This is a genomic window from Asticcacaulis aquaticus (assembly GCF_028550415.1).
Classification (GTDB): domain Bacteria; phylum Pseudomonadota; class Alphaproteobacteria; order Caulobacterales; family Caulobacteraceae; genus Asticcacaulis; species Asticcacaulis aquaticus.
Genome location: NZ_JAQQKX010000014.1, coordinates 1 through 24619, shown reverse-complemented (window position 1 = coordinate 24619; position 24619 = coordinate 1). Strand labels below are relative to the sequence as shown.

The 24619-nt window shown below is 63.3% G+C and carries 25 protein-coding genes and 1 pseudogene; 7 read left to right on the top strand and 19 right to left on the bottom strand.

What is annotated here, in order from left to right:
* Positions 1 to 41 precede the first annotated feature (41 nt).
* Positions 42 to 239 (top strand): hypothetical protein, encoded by a 198-nt coding sequence (locus PQU92_RS15280; protein WP_272749118.1) that lies wholly within the window; start codon positions 42 to 44, stop codon positions 237 to 239.
* Here the strand turns inward: PQU92_RS15280 and PQU92_RS15275 are convergent.
* Complete coding sequence (locus PQU92_RS15275) at positions 232 to 1143, bottom strand: AraC family transcriptional regulator (RefSeq protein WP_272749117.1); 912 nt, start codon at positions 1141 to 1143, stop codon at positions 232 to 234. The genes PQU92_RS15280 and PQU92_RS15275 overlap by 8 nt on opposite strands.
* 178 nt (positions 1144 to 1321) lie before the next feature.
* On the opposite strand from PQU92_RS15275, the gene PQU92_RS15270 reads away from it, so the two are divergent.
* Positions 1322 to 2056: an SDR family oxidoreductase gene (locus PQU92_RS15270; RefSeq protein ID WP_272749116.1), complete on the top strand. Its 735-nt coding sequence runs from the start codon at positions 1322 to 1324 to the stop codon at positions 2054 to 2056.
* Here PQU92_RS15270 and PQU92_RS15265 read toward each other — a convergent pair.
* Entirely contained in the window at positions 2053 to 2952 is a 900-nt protein-coding gene (locus tag PQU92_RS15265; RefSeq protein ID WP_272749115.1) for a LysR family transcriptional regulator, read from the bottom strand. The genes PQU92_RS15270 and PQU92_RS15265 overlap by 4 nt on opposite strands.
* Positions 2953 to 3231: 279 nt before the next feature.
* On the opposite strand from PQU92_RS15265, the gene PQU92_RS15260 reads away from it, so the two are divergent.
* The 3 genes from PQU92_RS15260 to PQU92_RS15250 all read left to right on the top strand — a co-directional run bounded on the left by PQU92_RS15260 (position 3232) and on the right by PQU92_RS15250 (position 5491).
* Positions 3232 to 4065, top strand: coding sequence for a pirin family protein (locus PQU92_RS15260; protein WP_272749114.1), 834 nt, complete (start codon positions 3232 to 3234; stop codon positions 4063 to 4065).
* A 216-nt stretch (positions 4066 to 4281) separates the two neighbouring features.
* The gene (locus PQU92_RS15255; RefSeq protein ID WP_272749113.1) at positions 4282 to 4896 is read left to right on the top strand and encodes an FMN-dependent NADH-azoreductase; all 615 of its coding nucleotides are present in this window, start codon (positions 4282 to 4284) and stop codon (positions 4894 to 4896) included.
* Between the two features lie 100 nt (positions 4897 to 4996).
* Positions 4997 to 5491: a hypothetical protein gene (locus PQU92_RS15250; protein WP_272749112.1), complete on the top strand. Its 495-nt coding sequence runs from the start codon at positions 4997 to 4999 to the stop codon at positions 5489 to 5491.
* Here PQU92_RS15250 and PQU92_RS15245 read toward each other — a convergent pair.
* The 16 genes from PQU92_RS15245 to PQU92_RS15170 all read right to left on the bottom strand — a co-directional run bounded on the left by PQU92_RS15245 (position 5427) and on the right by PQU92_RS15170 (position 22979).
* Positions 5427 to 6743 carry an NADPH cytochrome P450 oxidoreductase family protein gene (locus PQU92_RS15245; RefSeq protein WP_272749111.1) on the bottom strand — a complete coding sequence of 439 codons (1317 nt, stop codon included), beginning with the start codon at positions 6741 to 6743 and terminating at the stop codon, positions 5427 to 5429. The two genes, PQU92_RS15250 and PQU92_RS15245, sit on opposite strands and share 65 nt — an antisense overlap.
* On the bottom strand, positions 6740 to 7735 hold the full coding sequence (locus PQU92_RS15240) for an FAD:protein FMN transferase (protein WP_272749110.1): 996 nt from the start codon (positions 7733 to 7735) through the stop codon (positions 6740 to 6742). The genes PQU92_RS15245 and PQU92_RS15240 overlap by 4 nt, the downstream gene beginning before the upstream one ends.
* Positions 7736 to 7775: 40 nt before the next feature.
* A complete protein-coding gene (locus PQU92_RS15235; RefSeq protein ID WP_272749109.1) occupies positions 7776 to 8288 on the bottom strand; it encodes a DUF2271 domain-containing protein in 513 nt (170 codons plus the stop codon).
* A gap of 10 nt (positions 8289 to 8298) precedes the next feature.
* Positions 8299 to 8919 (bottom strand): PepSY-associated TM helix domain-containing protein, encoded by a 621-nt coding sequence (locus tag PQU92_RS15230; RefSeq protein WP_368407118.1) that lies wholly within the window; start codon positions 8917 to 8919, stop codon positions 8299 to 8301.
* A gap of 125 nt (positions 8920 to 9044) precedes the next feature.
* Positions 9045 to 10136, bottom strand: a complete 1092-nt coding sequence (locus tag PQU92_RS15225; RefSeq protein WP_272749108.1) for an alpha-hydroxy acid oxidase — start codon at positions 10134 to 10136, stop codon at positions 9045 to 9047.
* Positions 10133 to 10813 carry a Fe2+-dependent dioxygenase gene (locus PQU92_RS15220; protein ID WP_272749107.1) on the bottom strand — a complete coding sequence of 227 codons (681 nt, stop codon included), beginning with the start codon at positions 10811 to 10813 and terminating at the stop codon, positions 10133 to 10135. Before PQU92_RS15220 ends, PQU92_RS15225 begins: the two co-directional genes overlap by 4 nt.
* A 215-nt stretch (positions 10814 to 11028) precedes the next feature.
* The gene (locus PQU92_RS15215) at positions 11029 to 13326 is read right to left on the bottom strand and encodes a TonB-dependent siderophore receptor (protein ID WP_272749106.1); all 2298 of its coding nucleotides are present in this window, start codon (positions 13324 to 13326) and stop codon (positions 11029 to 11031) included.
* A 321-nt stretch (positions 13327 to 13647) separates the two neighbouring features.
* Positions 13648 to 14607, bottom strand: coding sequence for a DUF4198 domain-containing protein (locus PQU92_RS15210; protein ID WP_272749105.1), 960 nt, complete (start codon positions 14605 to 14607; stop codon positions 13648 to 13650).
* A gap of 65 nt (positions 14608 to 14672) precedes the next feature.
* Positions 14673 to 15569, bottom strand: a complete 897-nt coding sequence (locus tag PQU92_RS15205) for an energy transducer TonB (RefSeq protein ID WP_272749104.1) — start codon at positions 15567 to 15569, stop codon at positions 14673 to 14675.
* A 229-nt stretch (positions 15570 to 15798) separates the two neighbouring features.
* Positions 15799 to 16245, bottom strand: coding sequence for a hypothetical protein (locus PQU92_RS15200; RefSeq protein WP_272749103.1), 447 nt, complete (start codon positions 16243 to 16245; stop codon positions 15799 to 15801).
* Between the two features lie 248 nt (positions 16246 to 16493).
* Entirely contained in the window at positions 16494 to 17087 is a 594-nt protein-coding gene (locus PQU92_RS15195) for a hypothetical protein (protein ID WP_272749102.1), read from the bottom strand.
* Positions 17084 to 18472 (bottom strand): sensor histidine kinase, encoded by a 1389-nt coding sequence (locus PQU92_RS15190; RefSeq protein WP_272749101.1) that lies wholly within the window; start codon positions 18470 to 18472, stop codon positions 17084 to 17086. The genes PQU92_RS15195 and PQU92_RS15190 overlap by 4 nt, the downstream gene beginning before the upstream one ends.
* Positions 18473 to 18475: 3 nt before the next feature.
* Positions 18476 to 19189, bottom strand: coding sequence for a response regulator transcription factor (locus PQU92_RS15185; RefSeq protein WP_272749100.1), 714 nt, complete (start codon positions 19187 to 19189; stop codon positions 18476 to 18478).
* Between the two features lie 114 nt (positions 19190 to 19303).
* A complete protein-coding gene (locus PQU92_RS15180) occupies positions 19304 to 20938 on the bottom strand; it encodes a pectate lyase (protein ID WP_272749099.1) in 1635 nt (544 codons plus the stop codon).
* A gap of 38 nt (positions 20939 to 20976) precedes the next feature.
* Complete coding sequence (locus tag PQU92_RS15175; RefSeq protein WP_272749098.1) at positions 20977 to 21693, bottom strand: LamG-like jellyroll fold domain-containing protein; 717 nt, start codon at positions 21691 to 21693, stop codon at positions 20977 to 20979.
* Complete coding sequence (locus tag PQU92_RS15170; RefSeq protein WP_272749097.1) at positions 21690 to 22979, bottom strand: MFS transporter; 1290 nt, start codon at positions 22977 to 22979, stop codon at positions 21690 to 21692. Before PQU92_RS15170 ends, PQU92_RS15175 begins: the two co-directional genes overlap by 4 nt.
* A gap of 439 nt (positions 22980 to 23418) precedes the next feature.
* On the opposite strand from PQU92_RS15170, the gene PQU92_RS15165 reads away from it, so the two are divergent.
* Positions 23419 to 24039 carry a pyridoxamine 5'-phosphate oxidase family protein gene (locus tag PQU92_RS15165; protein WP_272749096.1) on the top strand — a complete coding sequence of 207 codons (621 nt, stop codon included), beginning with the start codon at positions 23419 to 23421 and terminating at the stop codon, positions 24037 to 24039.
* Positions 24040 to 24095: 56 nt separating this feature from the next.
* On the top strand, positions 24096 to 24467 hold the full coding sequence (locus tag PQU92_RS15160; RefSeq protein WP_272749095.1) for a peptidoglycan-binding domain-containing protein: 372 nt from the start codon (positions 24096 to 24098) through the stop codon (positions 24465 to 24467).
* Positions 24468 to 24512: 45 nt separating this feature from the next.
* Here PQU92_RS15160 and PQU92_RS15155 read toward each other — a convergent pair.
* Positions 24513 to 24619 (bottom strand): annotated as a pseudogene (locus PQU92_RS15155) (IS5/IS1182 family transposase); the annotation flags it as partial.

Here is a 24619-nt window from a genome sequence, read left to right as displayed (position 1 = left end):
GGTTTCCGCAAGGCTTACGGTAAGCCAGAGGGAGACCACTTATGGCGATGTTTCAGACCGAACACGATACTCCGCCCCGCGATACCGGCAGCCAGACCCTGCTGGTGCTGGTGGTTCTGGCCGTCATTATCGTGGTGAGCGTCGCCGTCGCCCTTCTGATCCCCGATCCCCGCGCCGAGCCGAATCCGGGCGATGTTCTGGCGCAGCAAGCCTCGCAGACATCGCTGTCGCCTAACTGACCGCCTCGGCTATGGCGAAGTGTTCGCGGTTCTGCACCCACAGGGCCGCATCACGGATCGGCGGCGCCCCGAACAGCCGCTTGTATTCGCGCGAAAACTGCGACGGGCTGTCGTAGCCGACGCTGTGTCCGGCATCGGCGGCATCCATGCCCTGCATGAAAATCAGTTGCCGCGCCTCCTGTAGCCGCAGTTGCTTGTGATACTGCAACGGGCTCATCAGCGTCACCGCCTTGAAATGGGCATGCAACGAGGAGGCCGACATCGAGGCCGCCTCCGTGAGGGCCGCCATGCGGAACGGGCGGCTATAATTGTCCTTCAGCCAGCGGATGGCGCGGGTGACGCGCGTCAGGCGACCGTCGGCGGTCGCGATCTGACGCAGGCGACGGCCCTGCTCGCCTTGAAGCAGCAGATAGAGGATTTCGCGCTCGACCAGCGGCCCCAGCACGGCGAGGTCGCGCGGACGATCGAGCAAGGCCGCCAGCCGCAGACAGGCATCGGCCAGACGCTCATCGACCTCGTCGACGCGCAGGCTGGCCTCCAGCGCCTCGCCCGATGGCGGCGCCTCAAGGCCGAGGATAAGATCGCCCAGCAGCGCCGCATCCAGCGTCAGCATCAGACACAGATAGGGCTTGTCGGGCGAGGCCAGCGTGACCTGCCCCGTCGCCGGGACGTCGACCGACACGGTCAGATATTGCCCGCCGCGATAGGCGTAAAGCCGGTCGCCGACCAGCACCTGCTTGGCACCCTGCACCATGACGCAGGCCGCCGCGACATAGTGGGTCGGCATCGGCTCGGTGGGTTGATCGCTGCGGATCAGGAACAGGCGCGGCCAGGCCGTGTCAAACGTCCCGCTGCCGGGCGTGTGGGCCATGAGAATATCGCTCAGGCGGCTTAGGCTTTCCATTGCAGAGGCTCCTTATGCACGATCCGCTTATGCGCCATACGCGCGAACGACGAAAGCGCACCTCAGCACAATTTGGAGGATCGTGCAATCATGGCGGCGCATCGCTCTACCGCCTCAGACCGGGAATGGGCGATGGTGAGGGCACGGCGGATCGACCGCCTGTTGAAAGGTAAGCCCCATGTCAAATCTGTCTTCAAAAGTCATCCTGATCACTGGCGCGTCGAGCGGTATCGGCGAAGCCACCGCCCGTCTGCTGGCCGCTGACGGCGCCAAACTGCTGATCGGGGCGCGCCGCACCGAGCGGCTGGAAGCGCTGGTCGCCGAGATCACCGCCGCAGGCGGCACCGCGCAATTCGCCGCGCTCGACGTCACCGATCCCGACAGCGCCAAGGCCTTTGCGGATAAGGCGCTGGCGATCTATGGCCGCATCGATGTCATGATCAACAATGCCGGCGTCATGCCGCTGTCGCCGCTCAACGCCCTGAAAATGGATGAGTGGAACCGTATGATCGACGTCAATGTGAGGGGCGCCCTGCACGGCATCGCCGCCACCCTGCCCCATTTCGAAGCGCAAGGCTCCGGCCATATGATCAATATCGCCTCGATCGCCGCGCATGGCGTGTGGCCGACCTGCGCGGTCTATAGCGCGACCAAATACGCCGTCTGGGCCATATCCGAAGGCCTGCGTCAGGAGAGCCAGACCGTGCGTGTCACGACCATTTGTCCCGGCGTTACCGAGTCGGAGCTGGGCGATCATACAACCCATGCCGAGACGCAAAGCTTCCTCAGCGATCTGCGGTCCGAAGCCATCCCGGCCTCGGCCATCGCGGAGGCCATCCGCTATGCGCTGCTGCAACCGGCAACCGTCGATGTGAACGAGATCATCGTCCGTCCGATCAAGGCGACGATCTAAAGCACTTCGTTGGCGAATTTCAGCGCCAGAAAATCGACTAGCGCCCTGACCCGCGCCGTCTTGGCCCGCCCCGGCGGCATGACGGCGCACAGGGGCGAGGTCGTGTTGTGCGCGGTGAGCACTGGCACGACCTCGCCCGACGCCACCGCCGAGCTGGTGATAAAGGCCGGGAGCCGCGCCACGCCGAGCCCGGCCACGGCCGCCCGCAGCAGCATCTCACCGCTGTCGGTCCGGAGCCTTACGGGGAGGCGGATGGTACGCACCTCGCCGTCGATGACGAATTTCCACACATCGCCCGGCGCGACATTGGTATAGAGCAGGCAGTCGTGATCGATCAGATCGTCCGGGCGCTCAGGCGTACCCTTGCGGCTCAGATAATCGGGGCTGGCCACCATCAGGGCGTTGATGTGCCCGATACGCCGAGCCACAAGGCTGGAATCGGTCAGTTCTCCGATGCGCACCACAAGATCGTAACCGCCGCCGAGAATATCCACGCGGCGGTCGTCGAAGCTGATATCGAGTTCCACACGTGGATTGCGGAGCGCAAATTCCGTCAGCACCTCCGCCAGATGCGACACGCCAAAACTGAGCGGCGCAGAAAGCCTGATCGGCCCCGCGACCTCCGACATGGCCGAGGTGACGGCTTCCTGTGCCGCCTCAAGCTGCGCCATGGCCTCACGCGATTTCTCGTAATAGAGCGCGCCGATTTCGGTGGTCGTCGTGCCGCGCGCCGTGCGGGTCAACAGTCGCGCTTTCAAGCCCTCTTCCAGATGCGCGACCCGGCGCGAGACGATGGATTTCGCCACGCCCAACCGGTCGGCGGCGCGGGCGAACGACCCCGTTTCCACCACAAGGAAAAAGGCCTGAAGGTCGTCGAGGTCAACGGTCGAGGTCATGAATTCTCCTGACATCCTTCCCCGTTTACGGGGAAGGTGGCTGCGAGTTTACGAGCAGACGGAAGGGGTAAAGCGTAGAGTCCACGCATTCGGGTCGAACCGTGTCGAAGCTCCGTCTCCCCCTTCCGTCTTTTTAGCTGGCGCTAAAAATCCACCTTCCCCGTAAACGGGGAAGGATGAAAATAGTGTTCCACCAAATGCAACACCGTGGTTCGCAATGACGGACTTCTGACAACGGATATAGCGGTCTATATACAGCGTCAACAAGGAGACACGACTATGTCTGACTCAATCCGTACCGTTACGCGCCTCGTGCGCGGCATCCCGGCCACCGACGGCGCCGGGGTCAAGCTCAATCGCGTTCTGGGCACGCAGGCCCTGCCCGAGGTCGATCCGTTTCTGATGCTGGATGAATTCCGCTCGGACGACCCCAAGGCCTATATCGCCGGGTTCCCGAACCACCCGCACCGCGGCTTCGAGACCATCACCTATATGCTGGCCGGGCGCATGCGCCATAAGGACAATAAGGGCAATGAAGGCCTGCTCGGTCCCGGCGACGTGCAGTGGATGACGACCGCCCGCGGCCTTGTCCACTCCGAAATGCCGGAGCAGGAAAACGGCCTGATGCAGGGCTTTCAGCTGTGGCTGAACCTGCCGGCCAAGGAAAAGATGCTCGATCCGGCCTATCAGGACGTGCCCGCCGCGACCATCCCGGTCATCCGCCATTCGGACGCCTGGGTAAAGCTGCTGGCCGGTGCGTACCAAGGCCAGACCGGTCCGATCCAGTCGCCGACGACGAAGCCCTTCATCGCCGATGTGGCGCTGGACGGCGGGGCTTCGCTCACCGTGCCGACGCCCGAAGGCCATGCCGGTTTTGCTTACGTCTTCGACGGCCAGGCGACCATCGGCGGGCAGGTCGTCGAACGCGGTCAGGCGGCGGTCCTGAGCTTCGGGGCCGATCTGCCGCTGACCGCCGGGATCGACGGTGCCCGTGTGCTGGTGGTGCTGGGTCAACCGCTGAAAGAGCCCATCGCGCGTCACGGCCCCTTCGTCATGAACACGGCGCAGGAAATCTATCAGGCCTTCGCCGACTATCAGGCCGGAAAATTCTGATAATCCAAATTCTAAAGCGGAATGACTTTAGATAGAATCGTCATTCCGCTTTAGGTGTTTGTTTTGGCGCGATATTGTCGTCGAAAACCGCTTACACTTTTCGACATATCGCTCTGATAACCCCGTAATGTTTCGGCAAGCCCCTTGCCATCACTCACAAACTGTCTTTATTTATAATCGTAACAGTTACGGTTATAAAATTCCAAGGAGATCATCATGTCCAAGGTTCTGATCATCAACTCGTCCATCAAGGGCGAAGGTTCCGTGTCGCGTGCCCTCGTCGAGTCGTACAAGGCCGACCTCGTGAAGGCCGACCCGAAGACGACCTTCATCGAAAACGACCTCGGCGTGACCCCTCTGCCGGTCCTGTCGGCCAGCAATATCAATGGCTTCTTCGGCAATGTCGGCGAAAGCGTCGAGGCCTCGCAACTGGCCGAGACCGTCGAAGCCCGCGTGTCGGAACTCGAAGCCGCCGACCTGATCGTCATCGGCGCGCCGATGTACAATTTCGGCATGTCGGCCCTGCTCAAGACGTGGTTCGACTACGTGCTGCGGTCAGGCCGCACCTTCCGTTACACCGAAGCCGGGCCGGAAGGCCTCGTGAAGGGCAAAAAGGCCGTGGTCATCGAGACCCGCGACGGCTTCTATTCCGAAGGCGACGCCAAGGCGTTCGACCATCAGGAAGGCCATATCCGCACCCTGCTGGGCTTTATCGGCATTACCGACGTGACCTTCGTCCGCTCGGAAAAGATGGCCTTCGGGCCGGACGCCAAGGCCGCCGCGATCGAAGGCGCGACCAAGGCATTGTCGGAACTGGCCGCTGCCGCTTAAGCGATTTCCCCCCAGACTGCCCCGCCGGTCGGACTTGCTCCGACCGGCTTTTTTTGCGTCCTTTATCCCCGCTCGTGAAACCTGCGCTCATGATAGACGCATGTCACAGGTCGACCGCACAAAAGAACAGTTCAGCCCCGAAGAGCGACGGGCGCGGTTGCGCGCCTTTGCCGACCGGATGCTGGCCTGTGCGGAAAAGCTGCCCGATCCGGAAACCCTGCCCGAGATCGAACGTGCTGTGCGTGTTGGGGATCGCATCGAGCGGCTTTATACCCGCGCCGATGCGTCGGAAGCCGCGGCAGCTAAGGCGAAGCTTGAGGTCTATCAACACACCGCGGCCCTGCAAAGCGCCAAAGCCGACATCGTGCGCCAGGCCGAACACACCGCGCTTTGCCAGCGTCGGGAAGCGATGCGCGACGACGAGATGCTGCGCACCGATCCGAAACTGGCGCGCAAGCTGATCGAACTCCGCACCGGCAGGCCGCTGGAGGAGTATCTGGCGGCGCGGTCTGGAGCCGTGGTTTCCGACGTCAATACAGATCCCGACGATAATGACCCCCGGTCAGGGCAGCGTCCAGCCAGGTCTCCCCCATGATCCGGCGCAGCGTCGCTTCGACCGCGCGGCCCATGTCGAGCCCGCCGCAGACCATCACCGCCCCCTCCGCGCCCAGATAGTCGCGCACAGCCTCGGCGCGGTGATCGAGCACATCCTGCACATAGCGCTTCACACCGTCGTCCGGACGCGAAAAGGCCAGATCGAGGCGTTTCAAACGCCCCTGCGTCTGCCAGGCCTGCATGTCACGGCTCAGAGCCCCGTCATTGACCGGGTGCCGCTCGCCATAGACCAGCCAGCATGGACGCCCTTGTGCGGCCAGCGCGATCAGGTGCGGCCTCAGCCCCGCCAGACCCGAACCGGCGGCGATCAGCAGGACCGGTCCCTGACCCGCAGGTGCGTGGAACCCCTTGTGCGACTTGAGCCGCATCGGCACCGTGTCGGCAGGGTTGAGCGCGTGCGTCAGCAGGCCCGATCCCACGCCACGCGAGCCGTCGTCCTTGATGACTTCGCGCACGAACAGGCTCAGGCGACCCTCTTCGGGCAGGGTGGCGATGGAATAGTCGCGGCGATGGCCGTCCGGTGTCAGGATTTCGGCCAGATCTCCCGCCTGCCACGACGCGCCCTCCGGCACGGTGAAATCGATACGGAACAGGCCCGCTGCAGGGCTATCCGGATTGAGCCGCGCCCGTGCGTTCAATGTCCACGGCGCGAAGGGATTGCTTTCCTCGACATGGCTGCCGCCCCATTCGGCAAGGTAGTTTTCCCACGTTTTCAGCGCCGTCGCGTCGAGGTCGTCGACCTCCAGCACCGGCTTTTTCGCCGTCGCGCCGCACGCCTTGAGCCAGTCGTCGATGCGATGCCCGAAGGCGCAGAAATCTTCGTAAGAGCGATCACCCAGCGCCAGCACGGCAAAGCTTTGTGCCGACAGGTGGGGTGTGGTCGCCATCAGCGCCTTTTCGAACACGCGCCCATCGTCCGGCGCATCACCGACGCCGGTGGTCGAGGCCACGCACAGAATCAGCTTCGCGTTTTGCAGGTCCGCCGCATCGACTGCGCCGATGGAAACGTAGCGCGTCGTCAGACCGCCTGCCGCCAGCGTTTTTTGCGTATGGCGGGCCAGTTCCTCGGCCTGACCGGTCTGCGACGCCGACAGGATCAGCGCATCCACGGTTTCCGCCGAACCCTTACGCCCTTTCGGCCACAGGATCGCGGCGCTCATGAACAGCCACAGGACACCCGCCCCGGCCGCCAGGCTCAGACGCAGCGGATCATGATTGACCAGTTCGATCACAGCCAGGCCTCCAGCGCCGGGCTCAGGCGTTCATGCCCCGCCTGCATGCGCATCAGACACGGAATATCATGGGCGGCGCAGAACGTCATGGCGGTGTCTTCGCCCATCACCATCAGCGCCGTGGCCAGCGCATCGGCGCGCCAGCAGGCCGCGTCGAACACCGTGACCGAGCTGACGCCCGACCGCGTCGGCGCGGCGGTGGCGGCGTCGATGGTGTGCGACAGGATTTGACCGTCATGAATGAAAAAGCGTCTGGAATCGCCCGACGTCGCCACGGCCAGATCGCACAGGGCAATCACCGTTCTTTGGTTAGCGCCCTCGATCTCCACCCAGTAGGGCAGACCGTCGTCGCGCACCCCGAAACCTTTGAGCTCGCCGCCGATTTCGACCAGCGCCGAACGAATCCCCGGCGTCGTGCGCAGGATCTGCGTCAGGCCGTCCACCGCATAGCCCTTGGCGATGCCGCACAGGTCGAGCCTGAGCCCTGCGGGCTTGATCAGACCATGCGCGGCCCAGTCGAGCGACCGCCAGTCGGCGCGGCGTTTCAGGCCCTGCACGGCGACCGGTGACAGCACCCCCGGCGCGACGGTCTTCGCCCCGAAGCCCCACGCCTCCACGGCTTCCAGCAGGGCCGGGTCGTAGGCCCCGTCGGTCATCCGGGCGATATTGAGCGCCTGACGGATGACCTGAAGCAGCATCGGCGGCAACGGCACATAGGCGCTGTCCGATGCCGTATTGAACCGCGTCAGGTCGGAATCGACGCGATAGGGCGACATCTGAGCGTCGATGCGATCGAGATAGGCCTGCGCCGCCGACTGCAACCGGATCGCGTCGATGGCCCGGTCGGCGTGAAACACCACCTGCCACGTCGTCGCAAACGCCTTACCCGACAGCTCGTGCCGCGCACAGCCCGCCGCATCCTCCGGCCTGCGGTGCAGGTCGGGAATGAGGACGCGATTGTCCGGCGCGGGGCTGTGCAGGGTTGGGGTCATTATACTTACATCCCTACCTGTTTACGGGGCAGGATTAATCTTACGGCTTATACGCGAACTTGACGTCGCCCAGTTCCGACGCGCCCTTGGCGGCGCCGGCCGAAGCCTTCTTGCCGTCCCACTTGATCGGCACCTTGACCACTTCGCGGCCACCGCCTTCGCGCGAGGCCTCGACGTTCAGCACGTAGTCACCGGCGGCCAGGCCCTTGAAGGCCGGCGAATTGCTGTCGAACTTCACCGTCTGGCGGCCCGGCGCCTTGGTCGCCGAGGTCAGACCGTCCTGCGGCAGGGTCAGGTCGCGGCCCGACTTGCGCCACCAGGTGCGGATGTCTTTCAGCCACTTGTCGCCCTTGCCCGCCTGATACCAGACGAACAGGTTCGACCTATGCGCACCGGCGGCGTCCTCGATCCAGCCCGCGACGTAGGGCTTATGGTATTCCGCGACGCCGAGGCGCGGCAGTTCGACCTCGACGGTGACGGTCCCGGCCTGAGCGGCGGCACCGAGTGCGCCCGCGCCGATGACGGTGGTCCAGACAGCAGATTTCGCAAACATGGTCGTGTCCTTACGAATGGATAAACAGAAGAAACAGGATGAACGGCACGATGGTGCCGAGGCCGATCAGCGGCCAGGTGATCTTGCGACCGCGCGCATAGATCCACAAAAGCCCCAGCCCGGTCAGGCAGAAGATGACCGAGGCGATGGCGATGATGTCGATGAACCAGCCCCAGGCCGGTCCGGCATTACGGCCCTTATGCAGGTCGTTGAGCACCGCGATGACGCCGCGATGGCTTTTTTCGTAGGTCGCATAGCCCGTGTCGCGCTCGATATTCAGCCATTCGTCGAAGCCCGGCCCCGGCATGGCGAAATAGATATCGCTGTCCGACACTTCCGGGCTGATCTTCGCGATATCGACGCCGGTATCGGCCTTGATCGCGGCGGCCAGATCGGCGGGCACGGGCGTCTTGTCCCCGGCCTTGGGCAACAGGGCTATAGTGGTGTCCGTCAGGTCCTTTTCCCAAGAGATCAGGGTCGGTTTGGCCTCGATCTGCGCCGCGTGGTTCAGGGTAAAGCCGGTCACCGAAAACAGGATCATCCCCACCAGACACAGGGCTGACGAAATCCAGTGCCACTGCCGCAACTGATTGCGCCAGAAGGAGGGGCTGGGTTTGAAGGTGACGGACATCAGGGCCTTATCGGGCTTGGAAATGTAGGTTGCTAATAATCATTCTCATTATCAACCCCATCCCGCGATGGCAAGCCGACATATCCATATTTTACGAGGTGTGCGGGTAAAATCCTGCGCGAATCTCAGAGAAAAAGGTGATCCGGGCCGATGTCGGCCAGGGTTTTGGTCCCCGACAGGGCCATGACGATCTCAAGCTCCTCGCGCAGGGTGCGCAAGGCGTGGGCGACACCCAAGGCCCCCGCCGCCGCCAGCGCCTGAATATAGGGCCGACCGATCATGACGGCGGTCGCCCCCAGAGCGATGGCCTTGAAGACATCGGACCCGCGCCGGACCCCGCCGTCGAGCAGAATCGGGATGCGCCCCTGAAGGGCTTCGGCCACGCGCGGCAAGGCGTCGAGGCTGGCCGGCACGGTATCCAGCACCCGGCCGCCGTGGTTGGACACCACGACCCCGGCCGCCCCCAGCGATCGCGCGCGCTCGGCGTCTTCGGGGGCGAGAATGCCCTTGATCAGAACCGGCAGCCGCGCCTCTTTCAGCACCCACTCGATGTCTTTCCATGAGGGCGCGACCGGCATGACACCGTCGAAGACGACGCTCTCCCCCGCCCCTACCTGAGGGACCGGCGGCGTCGCGCTCAGGTTCACCGGCGACAAGGGCGGCGGCAGGGTAAAGCCCGCACGCTGTTCGCGATTGCGTACGCCGGCCAGCGGTGCGTCGACCGTAACGACCAGCGCGCGGTAGCCTTCGCGTTCGGCCCGGCGGATGAGGTCCAGCGACACGGCCCGGTCGCGCTGAAGATAGAGCTGGAACCATAGCTGTGCGGTCTGGGCCGCGGCGACCTCTTCCAGCGTGGTCGTCGACAGGGTCGACAGCACCATTAGGCTTTGGGTCACCGCCGCCCCCAGCGCCGTGGCCTGTTCGCCGCCGGCATGGAACAGCTTCTGATAGGCCACCGGGGCGAGGAAGATCGGGTGTTCGTAGGTCTGACCGAAGAGGTTCAGCCGCGTATTACCGCCGCCGACCTCGCCCAGCACGCGGCCTTTCAGGCGCACGTCCTTGAAGGCGGCAACATTGTCCATCATCGTCCATTCGTCGCCCGCGCCGGAGTCGAGATATTCCCACGCCATCGCGCTGAGGCGTTCCTTGGCATAGGGCGCGTAGTCGTTGACCGAAACGATATCCGACGGGATCGCGGTAAGGGGTGGCTTGATCACAGGTCCCCCCACTGGCGTAGCAGGTTATGATAGTGGGCGGTCAGGCCGACGACCTCTTCGGTGTCGCCGATCTGAGCGCGCAGGCGGATGATCGTCATGTCCAGCTCGAACAGCATCCGGCGGCGCTCGGTGTCCTTGACCAGACTCTGGGTCCACAGGAACGAGGCCAGGCGGATGCCCTCGGTCACTGGCTCGACGCGGTGCAGGGAGGTTGACGGATAGAGTATGGCATCCCCGGCGGCCAGCTTGACCTCGTGTGCACCGTAGGTGTCCTCGATAATCAGTTCGCCGCCTTCATATTCTTCGGGCGCGTTGAGAAAGACGGTCGTCGAGACATCGGTACGGGCAATCACGCCCCTGAACGGGTCGCTATGGATGGCGGTGTCGACGTGATTGCCGTAATGGCCCCCGCCCTGATAGGCGTTGAAGCGCGGGGTGATGACCAGCTTCGGCAGGGCCGCGCTGGTGAACAGCGGATGGCGTCGCAGCGCCGCCTCGATACGCTCGCCCAGCCGCTTCGCCTCAGGCGCGTCGGCGGGCAACTGGCGGTTCTGCTTGACCTTTTGCGCCATCGGACCGGCACTGAGCGCGCCGTCGGCCCAGCGCGCCTGTTCCAGCTCGGCGCGGATTTCGGCCACTTCGGCGGCAGTGAGGACTTCGGGCAGGTGCAGCAGCATGGGCATAACTCAGAAAAATGGCCCCGTCCGGCCAAGCGCATTCCGCAAAGTGGTCCCGGTTTGCGGACCCAAATGCGCGAAAACAAAAAAACCAGAGCGTCCGTCCAGAGGACGGCTGCTCTGGTCGGAGCCAGTAGATCATGAAAGTCCTTGAGGAAAGGTTCAAGAGCGTGCAGCGGGGATATATTGCCGCACGCTCTCAATTGCCCCCCCAATCAGAACCTGTAGTTCAGCGTCAAGCTGGCCGAACGCGGGGCGCCGGGGATCAGGCGCGCACCACCGTTATTGAGCTGACCGATATAGTCTTCGTCGGCCAGGTTATAGACGTTCAGTTGCAGGGCCGCCTTGGCGGTCAGCTGGTACGAACCGTAGGCGTCGACGACCCAGTATTCCGGGATCTTGGCCATGTTCGAGGTGGCGGGGGTTTCGCCGACCGTCAGGTCGCGCTTCTGCTCGCCCATATAGCGGGCGCCGCCGCCCAGCTTGATCTTGTCCGACAGGGCGTAGGTCGACCAGAACGAACCCGACAGTTCCGGCGACCAGCGGCTGGTCGAACCGACGGTACCGCCTTCCTTCTGCTTGTCGTCCATGGTCTGGATACCGGCGGTGATGTTCCACTTGTCGGTGATCTGACCGTTCAGGCCGATCTCGAAGCCCTTGATTTCACGGTCGCCCAGGTTTTCGGCATAGCCGTCCAGATTGGTGTCCGCGACAATGGCGTTGGTCAGGTTGGTCTTGTAGTAGGCGCCCGTCAGGCCAAGGCGGCCTTCGAACAGGTCCCACTTGACGCCCGCTTCGAGGTTCTTGGTTTCGGACGGATCGACATTGGCATTGTTGATGTTGATCGCGGTGTTGCTCAGCGTCCCGGCGCTGCCCGGCGGGGTCACCGAGGTAGCGTAGGACACATAGATCGAGCCGTTCGGGGTCGGCTTATAGACCAGACCGGCCTTGTAGGCGTTGATCGACTTGGCGGCTTTCAGGCTAAGGACGCGCGGCGTGGTCGCCGTCGGGGCCGTGGTGCCGACCTGCGGCAGGCGATTGCCCAGATAGTCGTAGTTCGTATATTCCAGACGGTACGAGTCCGAACGGAAGCCCAGGTTCACGATCCACTTTTCGCCGAAGCTGATGGTGTCGAAGGCGTAGATCGACGCCACCTGCGTATCGCTGATCGTCCAGGCCGTATTGAGCTGACCCGGGAAGGCGCCGGTGCTGGTGTTCAGCGTATTGGTGAGGATGAGCGACGCCATGGTGTCGTTCGGGTTCGGGTTATACAGGTTGGCCAACGTCGTCGTACCGACCGTGGTAAACGAACCCGTATTGGTCGTTTCATCCGAATATTCGAAACCGAAGACGAGGTCGTGCGTCAGGGCGCCCGTCTCGAAGCTGGTCACGAAGTTCGAGACGTTGTTGAAGGTCTCGGCCTTCTGGTTGACGCGCTGACGCGAGCGCGCCAGCGTCCAGGTCGCCGGGTTCGACACAGTGGTGGCGGTAATGCCGTTGACGCCCGTCAGGACGCGCTCCAGCGAGGTGTTCGACCAGCGCGACACGTTGGTGAAATAGATGCCCGCGGCGAAGTCGTGCTCGAACTTGGCCGTGACCGAGCCCTGCTCCTGATTTTCGAAGTCGCTGACGCTGCCGTAGAAGTTTTCCGAACGCACCTTGCCCGCGGCGCGGACTTCGGCGGTGGCGTTATAGAAACCTTCCCAGCCGATCGACGAAATGCCGCCGTCTGGCACGTTGTCGTTATTCAGATACTGACCCGACAGGTGGAAGCGGGTCTTGGTTTCGAGGCCGATGCCATAGGCGGCGGCGACGCCGTAGCCCGAACGCTTCACATGGTCGCGGCCCGCCGTGTCGATGTCCTGCGACAGGACGTTGAGGCGCAGGGCGCTGGTTTCACCGATCGCCTTGTTGACGTCGGCCGTGGCGCGGTAACCGCCCTGCGTGTAGGCGGTAGCCGAAGCCGAGGCCGCGTCGTCGAGCGAGGCCTGCTTGGTCGAAACGTTGATATAGCCCGAGGACGCGCCGCGGCCCGTATCGGCACCACCGGCGCCCTTGACGACTTCGATCTGCTCGATGTTGAAGGTGTCGCGCGTGGCAACGCCGCGGTCACGCAGGCCGTCGACCAGCAGCGAGCTCGACATGTCGAAACCGCGCATCTGGAAGGTATCGCCCGACGAGGTATTGCCGTTTTCACCCATCTGCAGCGTGATGCCCGGCGTGTTACGCAGGGCTTCCACGAGGGTCGTCGCCTGCTGCTCCTGAATGACTTCCTTCTTGATGACCTGAACCGTCTTCGGCGTGTCGATCAAGGCTTGCGTCTGCTTCGGCGAAGACACGACGTCGGCCTTGTAGGTGTTTTCCTCGGCGGTGACGGTGACGCCTTCCAGCTTCTTGTCGGCCTTTTCCTGAGCCATGGCAGCGGACGACAGTGCCGGTACGGCGGCAGCGGCCAGAAGCGCCGCGCTCAGGTAACGATTGGCACCATGCTTGCGGTTACGGATGTGAGTCATGAGAGTCTCTTTTTATTGGGCCGCATCAGGGAGGCGATGCGGCGGGAAGGAGGCGGGGCCCAGAACGACGCGGGCCGGATGTAAAACAAGGTCTCGGTGAGATTGCGAATAATTATTAGGTGCCAATTATAGATTTGCGAATGCTTTGCAACATCTAATTGCCAAAATCTTTCAGGATCGACACGGCAATCTGCGAGTGTGTCGCAAAATCAACACCGTTGTTGATAATCGACATGAACGCCCAACAGAAAAAGGCCGGAGCCACAGGTGCCCACACACCTGCCGCTCCGGCCCGAACCCCTTGTGTCCAAGAGGCTTGTATTAGTACGGCAGAACTTCGACCGTCAGCGCATAGGATGAGCGCAGCGGTGCCATGTCGCGCGGGATACCGCCGCCCATGCCCCCCTGACGGCCCTGACCCTGAGCGCCTTGGCCCTGAGCACCTTGACCTTGCGGTGCACCCTGCGGGCGCTGACCGCCCTGACCGCCCGCCGCCGGACCATGATCGTCGTCATCGGATTCCGGACGCGGCGGATAGGACGTGTTGATGTAGTAGGTGCCGCTGATCTTCCAGTCGATGGCGATATTGCCTTCGGCGTCCGAAGTCACCGTCTGGTCAGCCAGCTCGCCGCGGAAGCGTACGCCGCCGGGGGTCACCTTGACCTTGAGGTTCGGCACAGGCTTGCCGTCGAGGAGCACGCGGAACTTGGCCTTTTCGCCGACCACAAAGTCCGAGGTCGGCTGCAGCGGGAACAGCTCCAGCCCCTGGCTGACGGGCTTGATTTCCGAGGGCTTGCCCGCCGTGACGAAGGTTTCGACGCGGCCGAAATTGCGGCTGATCTTGAGCTCGGCGGCATTGGCCGGGACGTCGGTCTTGAGGGTCTCTTCGGTGCCGCGGAAGACCTTGGTCTCCTCACCGACCTTGTAGGTGGCGATAACCGAGGCATTGACCGAGGCGATGCGATAGGTGCCGGGCGTCGCCAGCTTGACATCGAAGGTCGAGCGCAGCTTGCCGGTCGACGGGTTTTCCGGCTGGATCAGCGAACCGTCCGGCCCGCTGATGACGATATTGGTCAGGCGCATGGCGTTGTGGTCGGCGACGAACACGCCGCTCGACGACGCCGCATCGACCGTGATGTAGGTCGGGCGCTCGGCATTGGTCGAGGCCTCAACCTGCGTCGAGGACGGCAGCAGCCACTGGCTGTGCGCCATCGCGGCGGGGGCGGCGGCCATCAGGCCGAGCACGGCGGTGGTTGCCAGAAGGCGTTTCATCACGCTCATTGATCATCTCCTTGAGTATTTCGGTCAGCGATATGTCGAAACGACGTTCGTCATATCGATATAAGCTAGGATGGGCGGCCATCTCCCCGGCCGTCCGGATTACGTCGGTCGTCGCCGCGGGGTCCACGATCAGGGCCCCCGTCATCACGGCGCTCGCCGCGCGGGCCGCCGCGATCATCGCCGCGAGGTGGGCCCCGATCGTCGGGTCTGCGATCGTCTGGGCCGCCCCGATCCGGGCCGCCCCGATCGCGTTTTTTGAAGCCGAAGGTGATCGGCACCGTAGCCCACGAATCGACCGGCTTGCCGCCCTGCATCGCCGGCTTGAAACGCCAGCGCTGAATCGCGGTGGCGGCGGCATTGTCCAGCCGCATAGAGCCGCTGGACTGCTTGATCTGCACCTCGCCGACACTACCGTCGCCGCGTACCTGAAGGCGGAGGACGACCGTGCCCTCTTCGCGGCGCGCCTTGGCCTGCGCCGGATAGGGCGGCGGCGGATTATTGGTCAGGGCCGAGTCGACATCGACGGCCACGAAGTCGTTTTTCGGCCCCGCTGCGGCGGCAGGCGGCGCAGGCGGACCCTTGGCGATTTCCGGCGGTGCCGGCGGCGATTGCGGGGCGGGCTTAAGCTCGGTCTTCACCGGCGGCAGCGGCAAGGGCGGCACGTCCTGAAAGATCGGCGCCGGGGTTTCGCGCGGCTGGATCAGCGGCTTGGTTTCCGGTGGCAGCGGCGGAGGCGGCGTCTCCGGTTGCTCTTCGGGCGTCGGTAACGGCCCCATACTGACCAGAATAGCCTCGGTTTCCGGCTGTTCGTATTCCGGCAGGACGAACTGCGTGGTAATCACATAGGCAGCGATGGCCGCGTGAAAGCCGATGGAAATACCGATAGCCCAGGCCAGCCCGGCATTGGTTTTTTTTCGGGTCGACGGCGCTCCGGTTCGGGTCGGCGACGCAACCTTGCGCACCCTTGCGCCTTCGCCGGCAAGACCCTCGGTTATCCCCTGAACGCTCATCGCTGATAGACTACCCGTATCACGTCATAAACACTTGTGGCTTGCCCTAACATTCTTGCAACTCATTCGCAAGACAATCCTGATAATGTGTCTCAGTTTTATTCGCATCGTGTCATCGCATGGCCGCAAACAAAAAGGCCCCGCATCGCTGCGGGGCCTTTCGTGTCCGTTGTGACAAGACTTACGAGTTGTCGCCCGTAATGATCTTGACCAGTTTCAGCGTGTCGCCCAGGGCCGCCTCGGTCACCTTTTCGCAGGCTGCCTTGCCTTCGGCTTCGGTGGCGTTCGGCATCTTGAGGAATTCGCGCCAGCAGGTCGCCGTCTCCGGGCACAGCTGCTTGGCCTGATTTTCGATCAGGTTGATGAATTCCTTGGTCTTGGCTTCGTCTTCCGAGATCTTGAGGGTCAGCTGATAGGAGATGTCCTTGACCTGATTGTAGATATCGACGCCCTGCACGCCCTGACAGATATAGGCGACCTGCATGGACAGCATCAGGCTTTCCGGCAGCTTGCCCGCGGCTTCGACCGAGGCCGAGGACTTCGGGGCGGGATCGGCGGCCTGGGCATGCGCCTGAGCACCGAAAGCGAGGACACAGAGCGCGGCGGCAGCGGCGATCAGGCGTTTCATGAGTGTCATTCCTTATAGAAATCGATTGGCCTTATAGAAATCGATTGGGGTTCTGGCTGCAGCACGATGCCGTAAGCCGTATTTCTGCCACAAACCTAATCCCCTCCCCGCACGGCGTCCATAAAATTACGCGGGGCGGATGAAAAGGCTGGTGACCTGTGGCCTCAACATGACATTTCCCTGTGACAACCGCATCTTACATTGCCTGTAAGGCAGTTATTTCGTGAAATTTAACGACAATCGGACGCCTAATTCATCACCAGATAGAATTTGGCCGGTTTGCGCGAGGCATTGACCACCGTAATGGCCGACGGCGCGGTATAGACCGGCACCCAGCGGCAGCCGAGATTCTCCGAAGACGACGCCACGGCGCACACCTCGTCGCCTTCGTCGTCGACGACCCGGAGCGACAGGGCCGCCCCCGGCGCGGGCACGACAAGGATATCGGCCATCTGCCCGCCGGCGAAGCTTTGCCGCGTGGTGAATTTGCCGTTGGCGGCGATCTTGCCGGACTTATAGGCTGGCCCCAGCAGCAGGCCGCGCGAGGCGTAGAAGGTCTTGGGCAGTTTGGCGCCCATGGTCTGGGCGTCCCTGATCCAGACGCGGACCAGATCGGCGTCGCCGGTATCGGGCCGCGCCCCGCTGCGGGCCAGGGCCAGCGCCGCCGTCAGCAGCGCCTCGCCGTCGCCGCGCGCCTGCGCCGCCAGACCCTCGCGCAGGATGTCGCCGACGCTCGCCGACAGGTCGGCATCCTGCGCGGCGGTAAGCCCCGAGGCCGACAGCGTACAGGACAGGACGAGCGCGGCAATGCCCCGTTTCCAGATACGACTCCCCCGGCTCATGCCACCTCCTTGCGGACCACGAAACGCGCACCGCGACGGCCCGGTTCGGCGTCCGATTCCGCGTGCGTATCCTCAATCCTTATGCCGAGATCGTGGCGTTCGGCAATGGCTTTTACCAGCGCCAGACCCAAACCGTGGCCCTTCTGGGCCGGTTCGCCGTCCGGTGTGGCAATCCGGCGATAGCGCTCGAAAATCCTTGGCTTTTCTGCATCAGAAACGCCCGCGCCGTCATCCTCGACCACGATCACCGGACCGGCGCGGACGCTCAGGCGGATCTGCTGCCCGTCCTTGCCGTATTTCAGGGCGTTGTCGAGCAGATTGACCATCAGGCGCGACATCTGCATGGCGTCGGCGCGCATCGTCACCCCGTCCTCGATATCGCAGACCAGCTCCAGCCCGGCCTCTTCGGCGCTCAGTTCGTACAGCTCGGCGATCGAACGGGCGACCTCGGAAATGTCGATCTCCTCCAGCGCCTTCAGGCCGCCACTCTGGGCTTCGGCCGACGCGATGTCGAGCAGGGCGTCGAGCAGACGCAACAGGGAGCGGATGCGCTCCAACGCGCTGTCGAGCGGTTTGAGCACCACCGGGTCCGTGCTGGCGGATTGTGCCAGACGGATATCGCGCTCGACGCTCATCAAAGGCGTGCGCGTCTCGTGCGCCGTGTGATCGGACACGTCGCGCTGGGCCTTCATCAGGCGATGGATGCGCGCGGTCACGGCATTGACGTGCTGCCCCAGTTGGTCCAGTTCGTCGCCGTCAGGCCGCACCGGGGCGCGGGCGTCAAGCTGCCCGGTTTCCAGCGCGTCGAATACGGCATTGAGGGTATCGACGCGGGTCCGCAACGTCCGCGAGGCATAGCCTGAAATGAAAATCGACGCCGCCACCATCAGGGCCAGGGCGATCAGGAACAGGTTGCGCACCTGTGCCAGCGTCGCCTGCAACAGGGCGTCGGAGCGCCCGGCAATCAGGCTGTAGCCGCCACGCAGGGTCGTGGCGCGCGCCTGCCCTTCGACACCGTCCGCCAGTACGACCTTGCCCGCCTGAGACTTCGCCGGATCGAGGCGCGGCGGCGTCGTGATATTGCCGGTCAACACCTTGCCGCCGGGATCGCGCAACAGATAGTAGGGCTGTTCGCTGCGCGTCGGGGCCATATCCAGCCGCGCCGTCAGGGCCGCCTGCAAACCATCTATCCGGTGCACGCCATAGATATCGACCAGACCGGCCAGATCGGTGTCGACCGTCTGACGCAGCGCCGCCTCGCCCTGCTGACGCAGACCGGCATAGACGAAGGCAAAGGCCGCGGCGCAGACCAGCACCGATGCGGCGACCAGCCGCAGCGTCAGGGGTCGGGTGAGGCTGCGGGTAAAAAAGCTGAGAAACGCCATGCCCTACCCCGCTTTCGGGGTCTGAACGCGCAGGAGGCGGAAGCCCGCGCCGCGCACGGTTTCGAGCACCGGCTGCGTGAAGCCTTCCTCCAGCCGGTTGCGCAGACGGCTCATATTGACGTCGATGACATTGGTCTGAGGGTCGAAATTGAGCTTCCACACCTTTTGCAGCAACATGTCGCGCGTGACCGTATCACCCGCATGGTCCATCAAAAGCTTGAGGATGTCGTATTCCTTGGGACTGAGCGCCAGATGCTTGCCCGCGCGATAGGCGGTGCGCGATTTGACGTGCAGTTCGAGGTCGCCGAACAGCATGACCGCGGTATGGACCTGATTTTTCGAGCGGCGCAGCAGGGCCTTGACCCGCGCGATCAGTTCGTGGGCGTCGAACGGCTTACCCAGATAGTCGTCGGCGCCGCCTTCGAGGCCATCGACGCGATTTTCACTGCGCGACAGGGCCGACAGCATGAGGACCGGTGTGGCCACCCCGGCCTGACGTAGCTGCGCCAGCACCTCGATGCCACTGATCCCCGGCAACATGCGGTCGAGGACGATCAGGTCGTAGGCCGTCTCTCCGGCCTCACTCAGGCCTTTTTCGCCGTCGGTGCACCAGGTGACGACAAACCCTTCCGGCTCCAGCGTCTCGCGAATGATCCGCGCGCTGTCGGCTTCGTCTTCGATCAGCAGGAGATGGGCGGAAGGCGTCGGGGTCGTCATGAACTCTGGTACCGTTTTATGGTTTTGTGGAGTCCCGTTAAACCGCCAAACCGCCGTCCGCGCAATTTACAAAGATTGTTATGTTTGCAATCACCCCCTGAACAGGGGTGATTTTTACCCCTTCGCCACGGTCGGCAGACCGCGGATCAGCGTGCCCATATTGGCCACGAAGACCGCCGTCGAAATGCCCAGCGACGGTTTCGGATCGTTGAACGCCGAGGTGTCCGTCACATCGCCGACATGGGTCGTGGCATAGTCGCCCGGCGCCGGGGCGTCGGTCGAGTCGCGCGTATAGCGATAAGAGGTCGATTTCAGCGGGGTCAGCCAGATGCCGTCGGCATCGACCGTCGACAGCACCTTGCTCACCTCGTCCGACGTCGACGGCTTGACGGTCTGCACGGCGTCGGTGCGCAGATCCTCGAAGCCCACCTCCTTGAAGGTGAAGTAACGCGGCAGCGGCTTGCGCCCGCCCTTGAGCGGCGAGGTCTTGGTCAGTTCCGCCGGATCGACCTTCATCAGCGCGTCGTAGCGCTTGCGCAGCGCGGCCGGATTGATGCCGCGGAACGAGCTGTAGTGGGCGATGGTGCGGTTGATATCGCCATTGGCATAGTATTCGCCATTGACGACGTTCGAACCCTTGCGATGGATGAACAGGGGCTTGCCGGTGCCGATCTCGATAAAGGTCGGGTAGCGCTTCTGCGGATCGAACGCTTCCGGCAGGCGGATCGATTCGAGCCAGTCGAAGGCTTCGGGCAGGCGCGCCATGAACTTGGCATCACCCGTCAGCTCATAGAAGTCCATCATCAGCTGGCAGTTGCCCTGCGTGGTGTGCGAGACCATGGCGGGCGGCTCATAGGTACGCGCGCCGGTGGGCTTCAGGTCGGCGACGGTGTGCTGAAGGCCCCAGCCGGCCTGCGGCTTCGGCTGCTGGGCCTTGGCGAAGCAATCCATGCCGCGCGCGATCGGATCGAGGACACGCTTGTCGCCCAGCGTCTGCCACACCATGATCAGGAACTCGATATTCTCCGCCGACACGTCGTCGTTGAAGGTGATCAGCGACGTATAGTCCGGACGGCCGTGATGGTGGAATTCGTCCCTGAGCGGGAAGCGCTGCGGCCAGCCGCCGACCGGATACTGGCTGTCGAGCACGAACTTGATGACCTTGTCGAGCGACGCCTTGTAGCGCGCGTTCTTCTTTTCGAGATAGATGCGCAGCATGAACTTGGCGACGTCGGACGTACACGAATCGTCGAAGGTGCCGTTGCCGTAATAGTGCTGGAACTCCTCCAGACGCCAGGCGTTCTTACCGATGGTATCGTACCACTTTTTCAGCGAGGCCTCGCCCTTGAGGTCGAACAGATAGTTCCAGCCGCCGCTCGGCAATTGCCCGCGGATCAGGACGTCGGCGGCCTTGGCGGCCGCCTGATAGAAATATTCGTCGCCGGTCGCGTGATAGGCGTCGAGATAGAGCTGACCGACCAGCGGCGTGCCGGGGTTCTGAATCCAGACCGAGGACCGATAGGCCTCGATCTCGCCCCACTCGCGCGAGCGATCCGGCAGGGTCTGCCAGACATAGCCGCCTTCGTGGCTGACCTTATCAACCATGTAACGCGCGGCCTTGCGCATGGCGGTCTTGATGGCCGCAGGGTCGGCAGGGGTGGTTTGCGCCAGAACCGGGGTGGCGGCAAAGGCGGCCAGAGCAGCGGCGCTCGACAGCAGATGACGGCGGGAAAGCGAGAGGTGCGACATGGGGAAACTCCTTCGATCTGATCGGGGTCAGATTCGAATTATTTGCGTAATTTCAGAAACTTTTCAGGCGGAACGAAGCTGGGCGTGAAGCGCGCCGTGGCGATCGCCCCCTTGAACGGATTGATACCGTTGAGCCGGATGCCGGCCGACGACCGGCCCGGCCCCTGCGGCGTGAAGGCGATGTCCGCCTCCCCTTGCAGCACGCCGTCGACATAGGCGCGATAGGTTTTGCCGTCGTAGGTCTGGGCGACGTGATACCACTTACCGACCGGAAACAGCTTGTCCGGAAAGATCAGGGTCTGCTTGTAGCCCGGCCCGGTGACAAAGGCGTCGATATACCATTTGTCCTCGACGACGCGGATCTCGAACAGAAAGCGCGTCCCGTTCGGCACCACCTTGGGATCGGCGTTCGGATCGACCTCGGCCAGATGGAACCAGCGCTGTTCGAACGCGCCGCCGTCGGGACGGAAGATGGCCTCGAAGGCGAAGGTCTTGGCCCCGGCCAGCGGGTGTTCGTCGAAGAACAGAGCATCATCGACGCCGTCGAACTGCACGGCCTTGCCCTGAGGGCTATCGATCACCACCGGATTGCCCTGCACGCGCGGCGTCAGACCGCCGATGCGATCCAGCCGGTCGAAGGTCCAGGTTTTGGCCTTCGCGGGCGGCTTCATCGGCTCCATGGCGGCGGCAACCCCGGCAGACCCGGCTAAAGCCGCGCCTGCCACGATTACCTGTCTCCGGTCGAGGCGGCTCATGCCTGCGCCTCACCGGGGATCTTGACCGGCGTCATCTTCGGCATCAGCAGGTGCACGGCCAGCAGGGCGAGGAAGTAACCGCCCGCCGCATAGACGAAGATGGGCGTATAGCTACCGATCTGCTCCAGCACGTAACCCGCGTACTTGGCCATGGCCATGCCGCCGAAGGCCCCGAACATGCCGCCGATGCCGACGACCGAGCCCACCGCGCCGTTCGGAAACACATCCGACGGCAGGGTATAGAGGTTGGCCGAGAAACCCTGGTGGGCGGCGGTCGCCACGCCGATGATCAGCACCGCGACCCACAGATTGTCGGCCAGGGCCGCACCACCGACCGGCAAGGCCAGGGCCGCACAGATCAGCATGGTCACCTTGCGCGCCTTGTTGACGCTCCAGCCGCGCTTGATGAACTGCGACGACAGCCAGCCGCCGCTTACCGAACCGATATCGGACAGCAGATAGATGGCGACCAGCGGCGGGCCGAAGGTTTTCAGGTCGAGGCCATAGCGCTTGTGCAGGAAATCCGGCAGCCAGAACAGGAACATCCACCAGATCGGATCGATCAGGAACTTGCCCGCCGCATAGGCCCAGGTTTCGCGCGTGCGCATGACCTTGAGCCACGAAATCTTCTGCACCTGAACGACCGGGTCCTGCTCGATATGGGCCAGCTCGGCGGCATTGACCTTGGCATGTTCGCGCGGGCGGCGGTACATCAGCCACCAGATCGGCAACCAGATCAGGCCCAACGCCCCGGTGACGACAAAGGCCGCCTTCCAGCCATAGGCGATGGTGATCGCCGGGATGAGCAGCGGGGTGATGATGGCGCCGATATTGGTCCCGGCATTGAACATGCCCATGGCGAAAGCCCGCTCGGCCTTGGGGAACCATTCCGACACGGCCTTGACGCCGCCGGGGAAGGCCCCGCCCTCACCTATGCCAAGGAAAACACGGGCGATGATGGCATCCTTGATCGACGACATGCCGGCATGGGCGATATGCGCCGCCTGCCAGATCAGGAAGGCGACCGAGAAGCCGACACGCGCCCCGAAACGATCGACGATGCGACCGAAGGCGAGGTAGGAAATGGCATAGGCAAACTGGAACCAGAAGATCAGGTCGGCATAGTTGGTTTCCGACCAGCCGAATTCGCCCTCCAGATGCGGCTTGAGCAGGCCGACGGTCTGACGGTCGACATAGTTGATGACCATGGCCGTGAACAGCAGGGCGACGACGACCCAACGGTATCGGGTGGCCCCGGCCGGGGCGGAGGTTGGGGGAGCTTCCATCAGTATCGGACCTCAACTGTGACTTCAGGCCTTGCAATCCTTTGCACGGCGCGACGGTAAATGAAGGGCGCATGGCACGCGCAACGAATCAAACGACGTCAGCGAGGGTAAGCCCTTGCCAGGCGTCAGATTGGCATCGCTGCGTCTGAAAAACGCGTTCCTGGGTTCTTGTGTTCCTTTTTGCGCCCTGTCAGGCATGGCCCTGTGAGGGCCGTTTTTTATTGCACACCGAGTAAGCCACAAAATGTCACCGGTGTCATCCGGAAAATAACACCCTTTGCGCGCACTCGCTTGAGCCAAATGTTAGCGGTAACTCATCGGGCTCGCAAGCGTTTTTTAACGCCCCGTATGCGGGCCCGCCGACGCCGTTCTGACGGTTTATTCATTTTACCCTGTGCAAAACGCGCCCTACACTCCGGCGTCCGACACGGAGGCCGACATGAGTTACGATTACCTCGATCGCCTGATCACGCCGTCCGTCGAGGCCGCTCAGGCGGCCCACGGGGCCGACGCCCTGTGGAAGCGCAACTTCGACCGCCCTTCCGCGCGCTTTACCGATGCCGAGGTCGCCTTCATCGCCGGGCGCAACAGCTTCTATATGGCCAGCGTCTCGGAAAACGGCTGGCCCTATGTCCAGCACCGCGGCGGTCCCGCAGGGTTTCTGAAGGTTCTGGACGACACGCACCTCGGCTTCGCCGATTTTCGCGGCAACCGGCAGTATATCAGTCTCGGGAATGTCAGCGCCGACGACCGCGTGTCCCTGTTTCTCATGGACTATCCGCATCAGGCGCGCCTCAAGGTCCTCGCTCATGCTACCGTCCACGATCTTGCGACAGACGTCGAACTGGCGGGTAAACTGGCCACGCCCGGATATCGCGGTGTGGCGGAACGCGGCATCGTCCTCAGGCTTGAGGCCTTCGACTGGAACTGCCCGCAACATATCACGCCCCGCTTCACCGCAGCAGAAGTCGAGAGGGCGACCGCGCCTTTGCGCCACCGCATCGAGGCGCTGGAAGCCGAACTCGCCGCCCTGAAGGCCAAAGGCTCTTCATCCTTGTGATATTGGCCGCCGCGGCTATCCTTGCGCCTTCGATATCAACACTGAGACGAGATACCATGCCCGCACTGGGGAGTGACAAGCGACTGAAAATCACCACGGCGGCCTTTATCGGCGTCGCGGTCGCCGTGATCGTCTGGGGGGCGATGCACCAGAGCCCGCCAGCGGCTCCGGCCGGTCTGGCGAAAACGCCAGTAGCGGTTAAATCGGAAACCCGCCCCGAGACGCGCCCCGACACGATCCTCAATATTCAGAAACTGCTGACACGGCTGGGATACGCGCCCGGTCCCGCCGATGGCGTGCTGAACGCCCGCACCGAACTGGCCATCGCGCAGTTCAAGGTCGATACCGGCGCGACGTTTCAGGTGACCGACTACGAGGCCGTTCTCACGGCACTGGTCAGCGCCGTCTCGGCCGAACCGACACGGTGATATCCGGACCGGACGTCTGTCCGGACCGGATATTAGGTTCGAGACTCAATCAGTCCACCAAGTAATTGCGATAGCAATAGCGATGGCGGCAGCAAAATTGGCTGCGAGTTTGTCGTATCGGGTGGCGATGCGTCTCCAGTCCTTTAATCGGC

What these genes read in the sequence shown, in the direction of transcription:
- PQU92_RS15280 (WP_272749118.1), top strand. Translation starts at nt 42, where the DNA reads ATGGCGATGTTTCAGACCGAACACGATACTCCGCCCCGCGATACCGGC.
- PQU92_RS15275 (WP_272749117.1), bottom strand. Translation starts at nt 1,143, where the DNA reads ATGGAAAGCCTAAGCCGCCTGAGCGATATTCTCATGGCCCACACGCCC.
- PQU92_RS15270 (WP_272749116.1), top strand. Translation starts at nt 1,322, where the DNA reads ATGTCAAATCTGTCTTCAAAAGTCATCCTGATCACTGGCGCGTCGAGC.
- PQU92_RS15265 (WP_272749115.1), bottom strand. Translation starts at nt 2,952, where the DNA reads ATGACCTCGACCGTTGACCTCGACGACCTTCAGGCCTTTTTCCTTGTG.
- PQU92_RS15260 (WP_272749114.1), top strand. Translation starts at nt 3,232, where the DNA reads ATGTCTGACTCAATCCGTACCGTTACGCGCCTCGTGCGCGGCATCCCG.
- PQU92_RS15255 (WP_272749113.1), top strand. Translation starts at nt 4,282, where the DNA reads ATGTCCAAGGTTCTGATCATCAACTCGTCCATCAAGGGCGAAGGTTCC.
- PQU92_RS15250 (WP_272749112.1), top strand. Translation starts at nt 4,997, where the DNA reads ATGTCACAGGTCGACCGCACAAAAGAACAGTTCAGCCCCGAAGAGCGA.
- PQU92_RS15240 (WP_272749110.1), bottom strand. Translation starts at nt 7,735, where the DNA reads ATGACCCCAACCCTGCACAGCCCCGCGCCGGACAATCGCGTCCTCATT.
- PQU92_RS15235 (WP_272749109.1), bottom strand. Translation starts at nt 8,288, where the DNA reads ATGTTTGCGAAATCTGCTGTCTGGACCACCGTCATCGGCGCGGGCGCA.
- PQU92_RS15230 (WP_368407118.1), bottom strand. Translation starts at nt 8,919, where the DNA reads ATGTCCGTCACCTTCAAACCCAGCCCCTCCTTCTGGCGCAATCAGTTG.
- PQU92_RS15220 (WP_272749107.1), bottom strand. Translation starts at nt 10,813, where the DNA reads ATGCTGCTGCACCTGCCCGAAGTCCTCACTGCCGCCGAAGTGGCCGAA.
- PQU92_RS15215 (WP_272749106.1), bottom strand. Translation starts at nt 13,326, where the DNA reads ATGACTCACATCCGTAACCGCAAGCATGGTGCCAATCGTTACCTGAGC.
- PQU92_RS15210 (WP_272749105.1), bottom strand. Translation starts at nt 14,607, where the DNA reads ATGAGCGTGATGAAACGCCTTCTGGCAACCACCGCCGTGCTCGGCCTG.
- PQU92_RS15200 (WP_272749103.1), bottom strand. Translation starts at nt 16,245, where the DNA reads ATGAAACGCCTGATCGCCGCTGCCGCCGCGCTCTGTGTCCTCGCTTTC.
- PQU92_RS15195 (WP_272749102.1), bottom strand. Translation starts at nt 17,087, where the DNA reads ATGAGCCGGGGGAGTCGTATCTGGAAACGGGGCATTGCCGCGCTCGTC.
- PQU92_RS15190 (WP_272749101.1), bottom strand. Translation starts at nt 18,472, where the DNA reads ATGGCGTTTCTCAGCTTTTTTACCCGCAGCCTCACCCGACCCCTGACG.
- PQU92_RS15185 (WP_272749100.1), bottom strand. Translation starts at nt 19,189, where the DNA reads ATGACGACCCCGACGCCTTCCGCCCATCTCCTGCTGATCGAAGACGAA.
- PQU92_RS15180 (WP_272749099.1), bottom strand. Translation starts at nt 20,938, where the DNA reads ATGTCGCACCTCTCGCTTTCCCGCCGTCATCTGCTGTCGAGCGCCGCT.
- PQU92_RS15175 (WP_272749098.1), bottom strand. Translation starts at nt 21,693, where the DNA reads ATGAGCCGCCTCGACCGGAGACAGGTAATCGTGGCAGGCGCGGCTTTA.
- PQU92_RS15170 (WP_272749097.1), bottom strand. Translation starts at nt 22,979, where the DNA reads ATGGAAGCTCCCCCAACCTCCGCCCCGGCCGGGGCCACCCGATACCGT.
- PQU92_RS15165 (WP_272749096.1), top strand. Translation starts at nt 23,419, where the DNA reads ATGAGTTACGATTACCTCGATCGCCTGATCACGCCGTCCGTCGAGGCC.
- PQU92_RS15160 (WP_272749095.1), top strand. Translation starts at nt 24,096, where the DNA reads ATGCCCGCACTGGGGAGTGACAAGCGACTGAAAATCACCACGGCGGCC.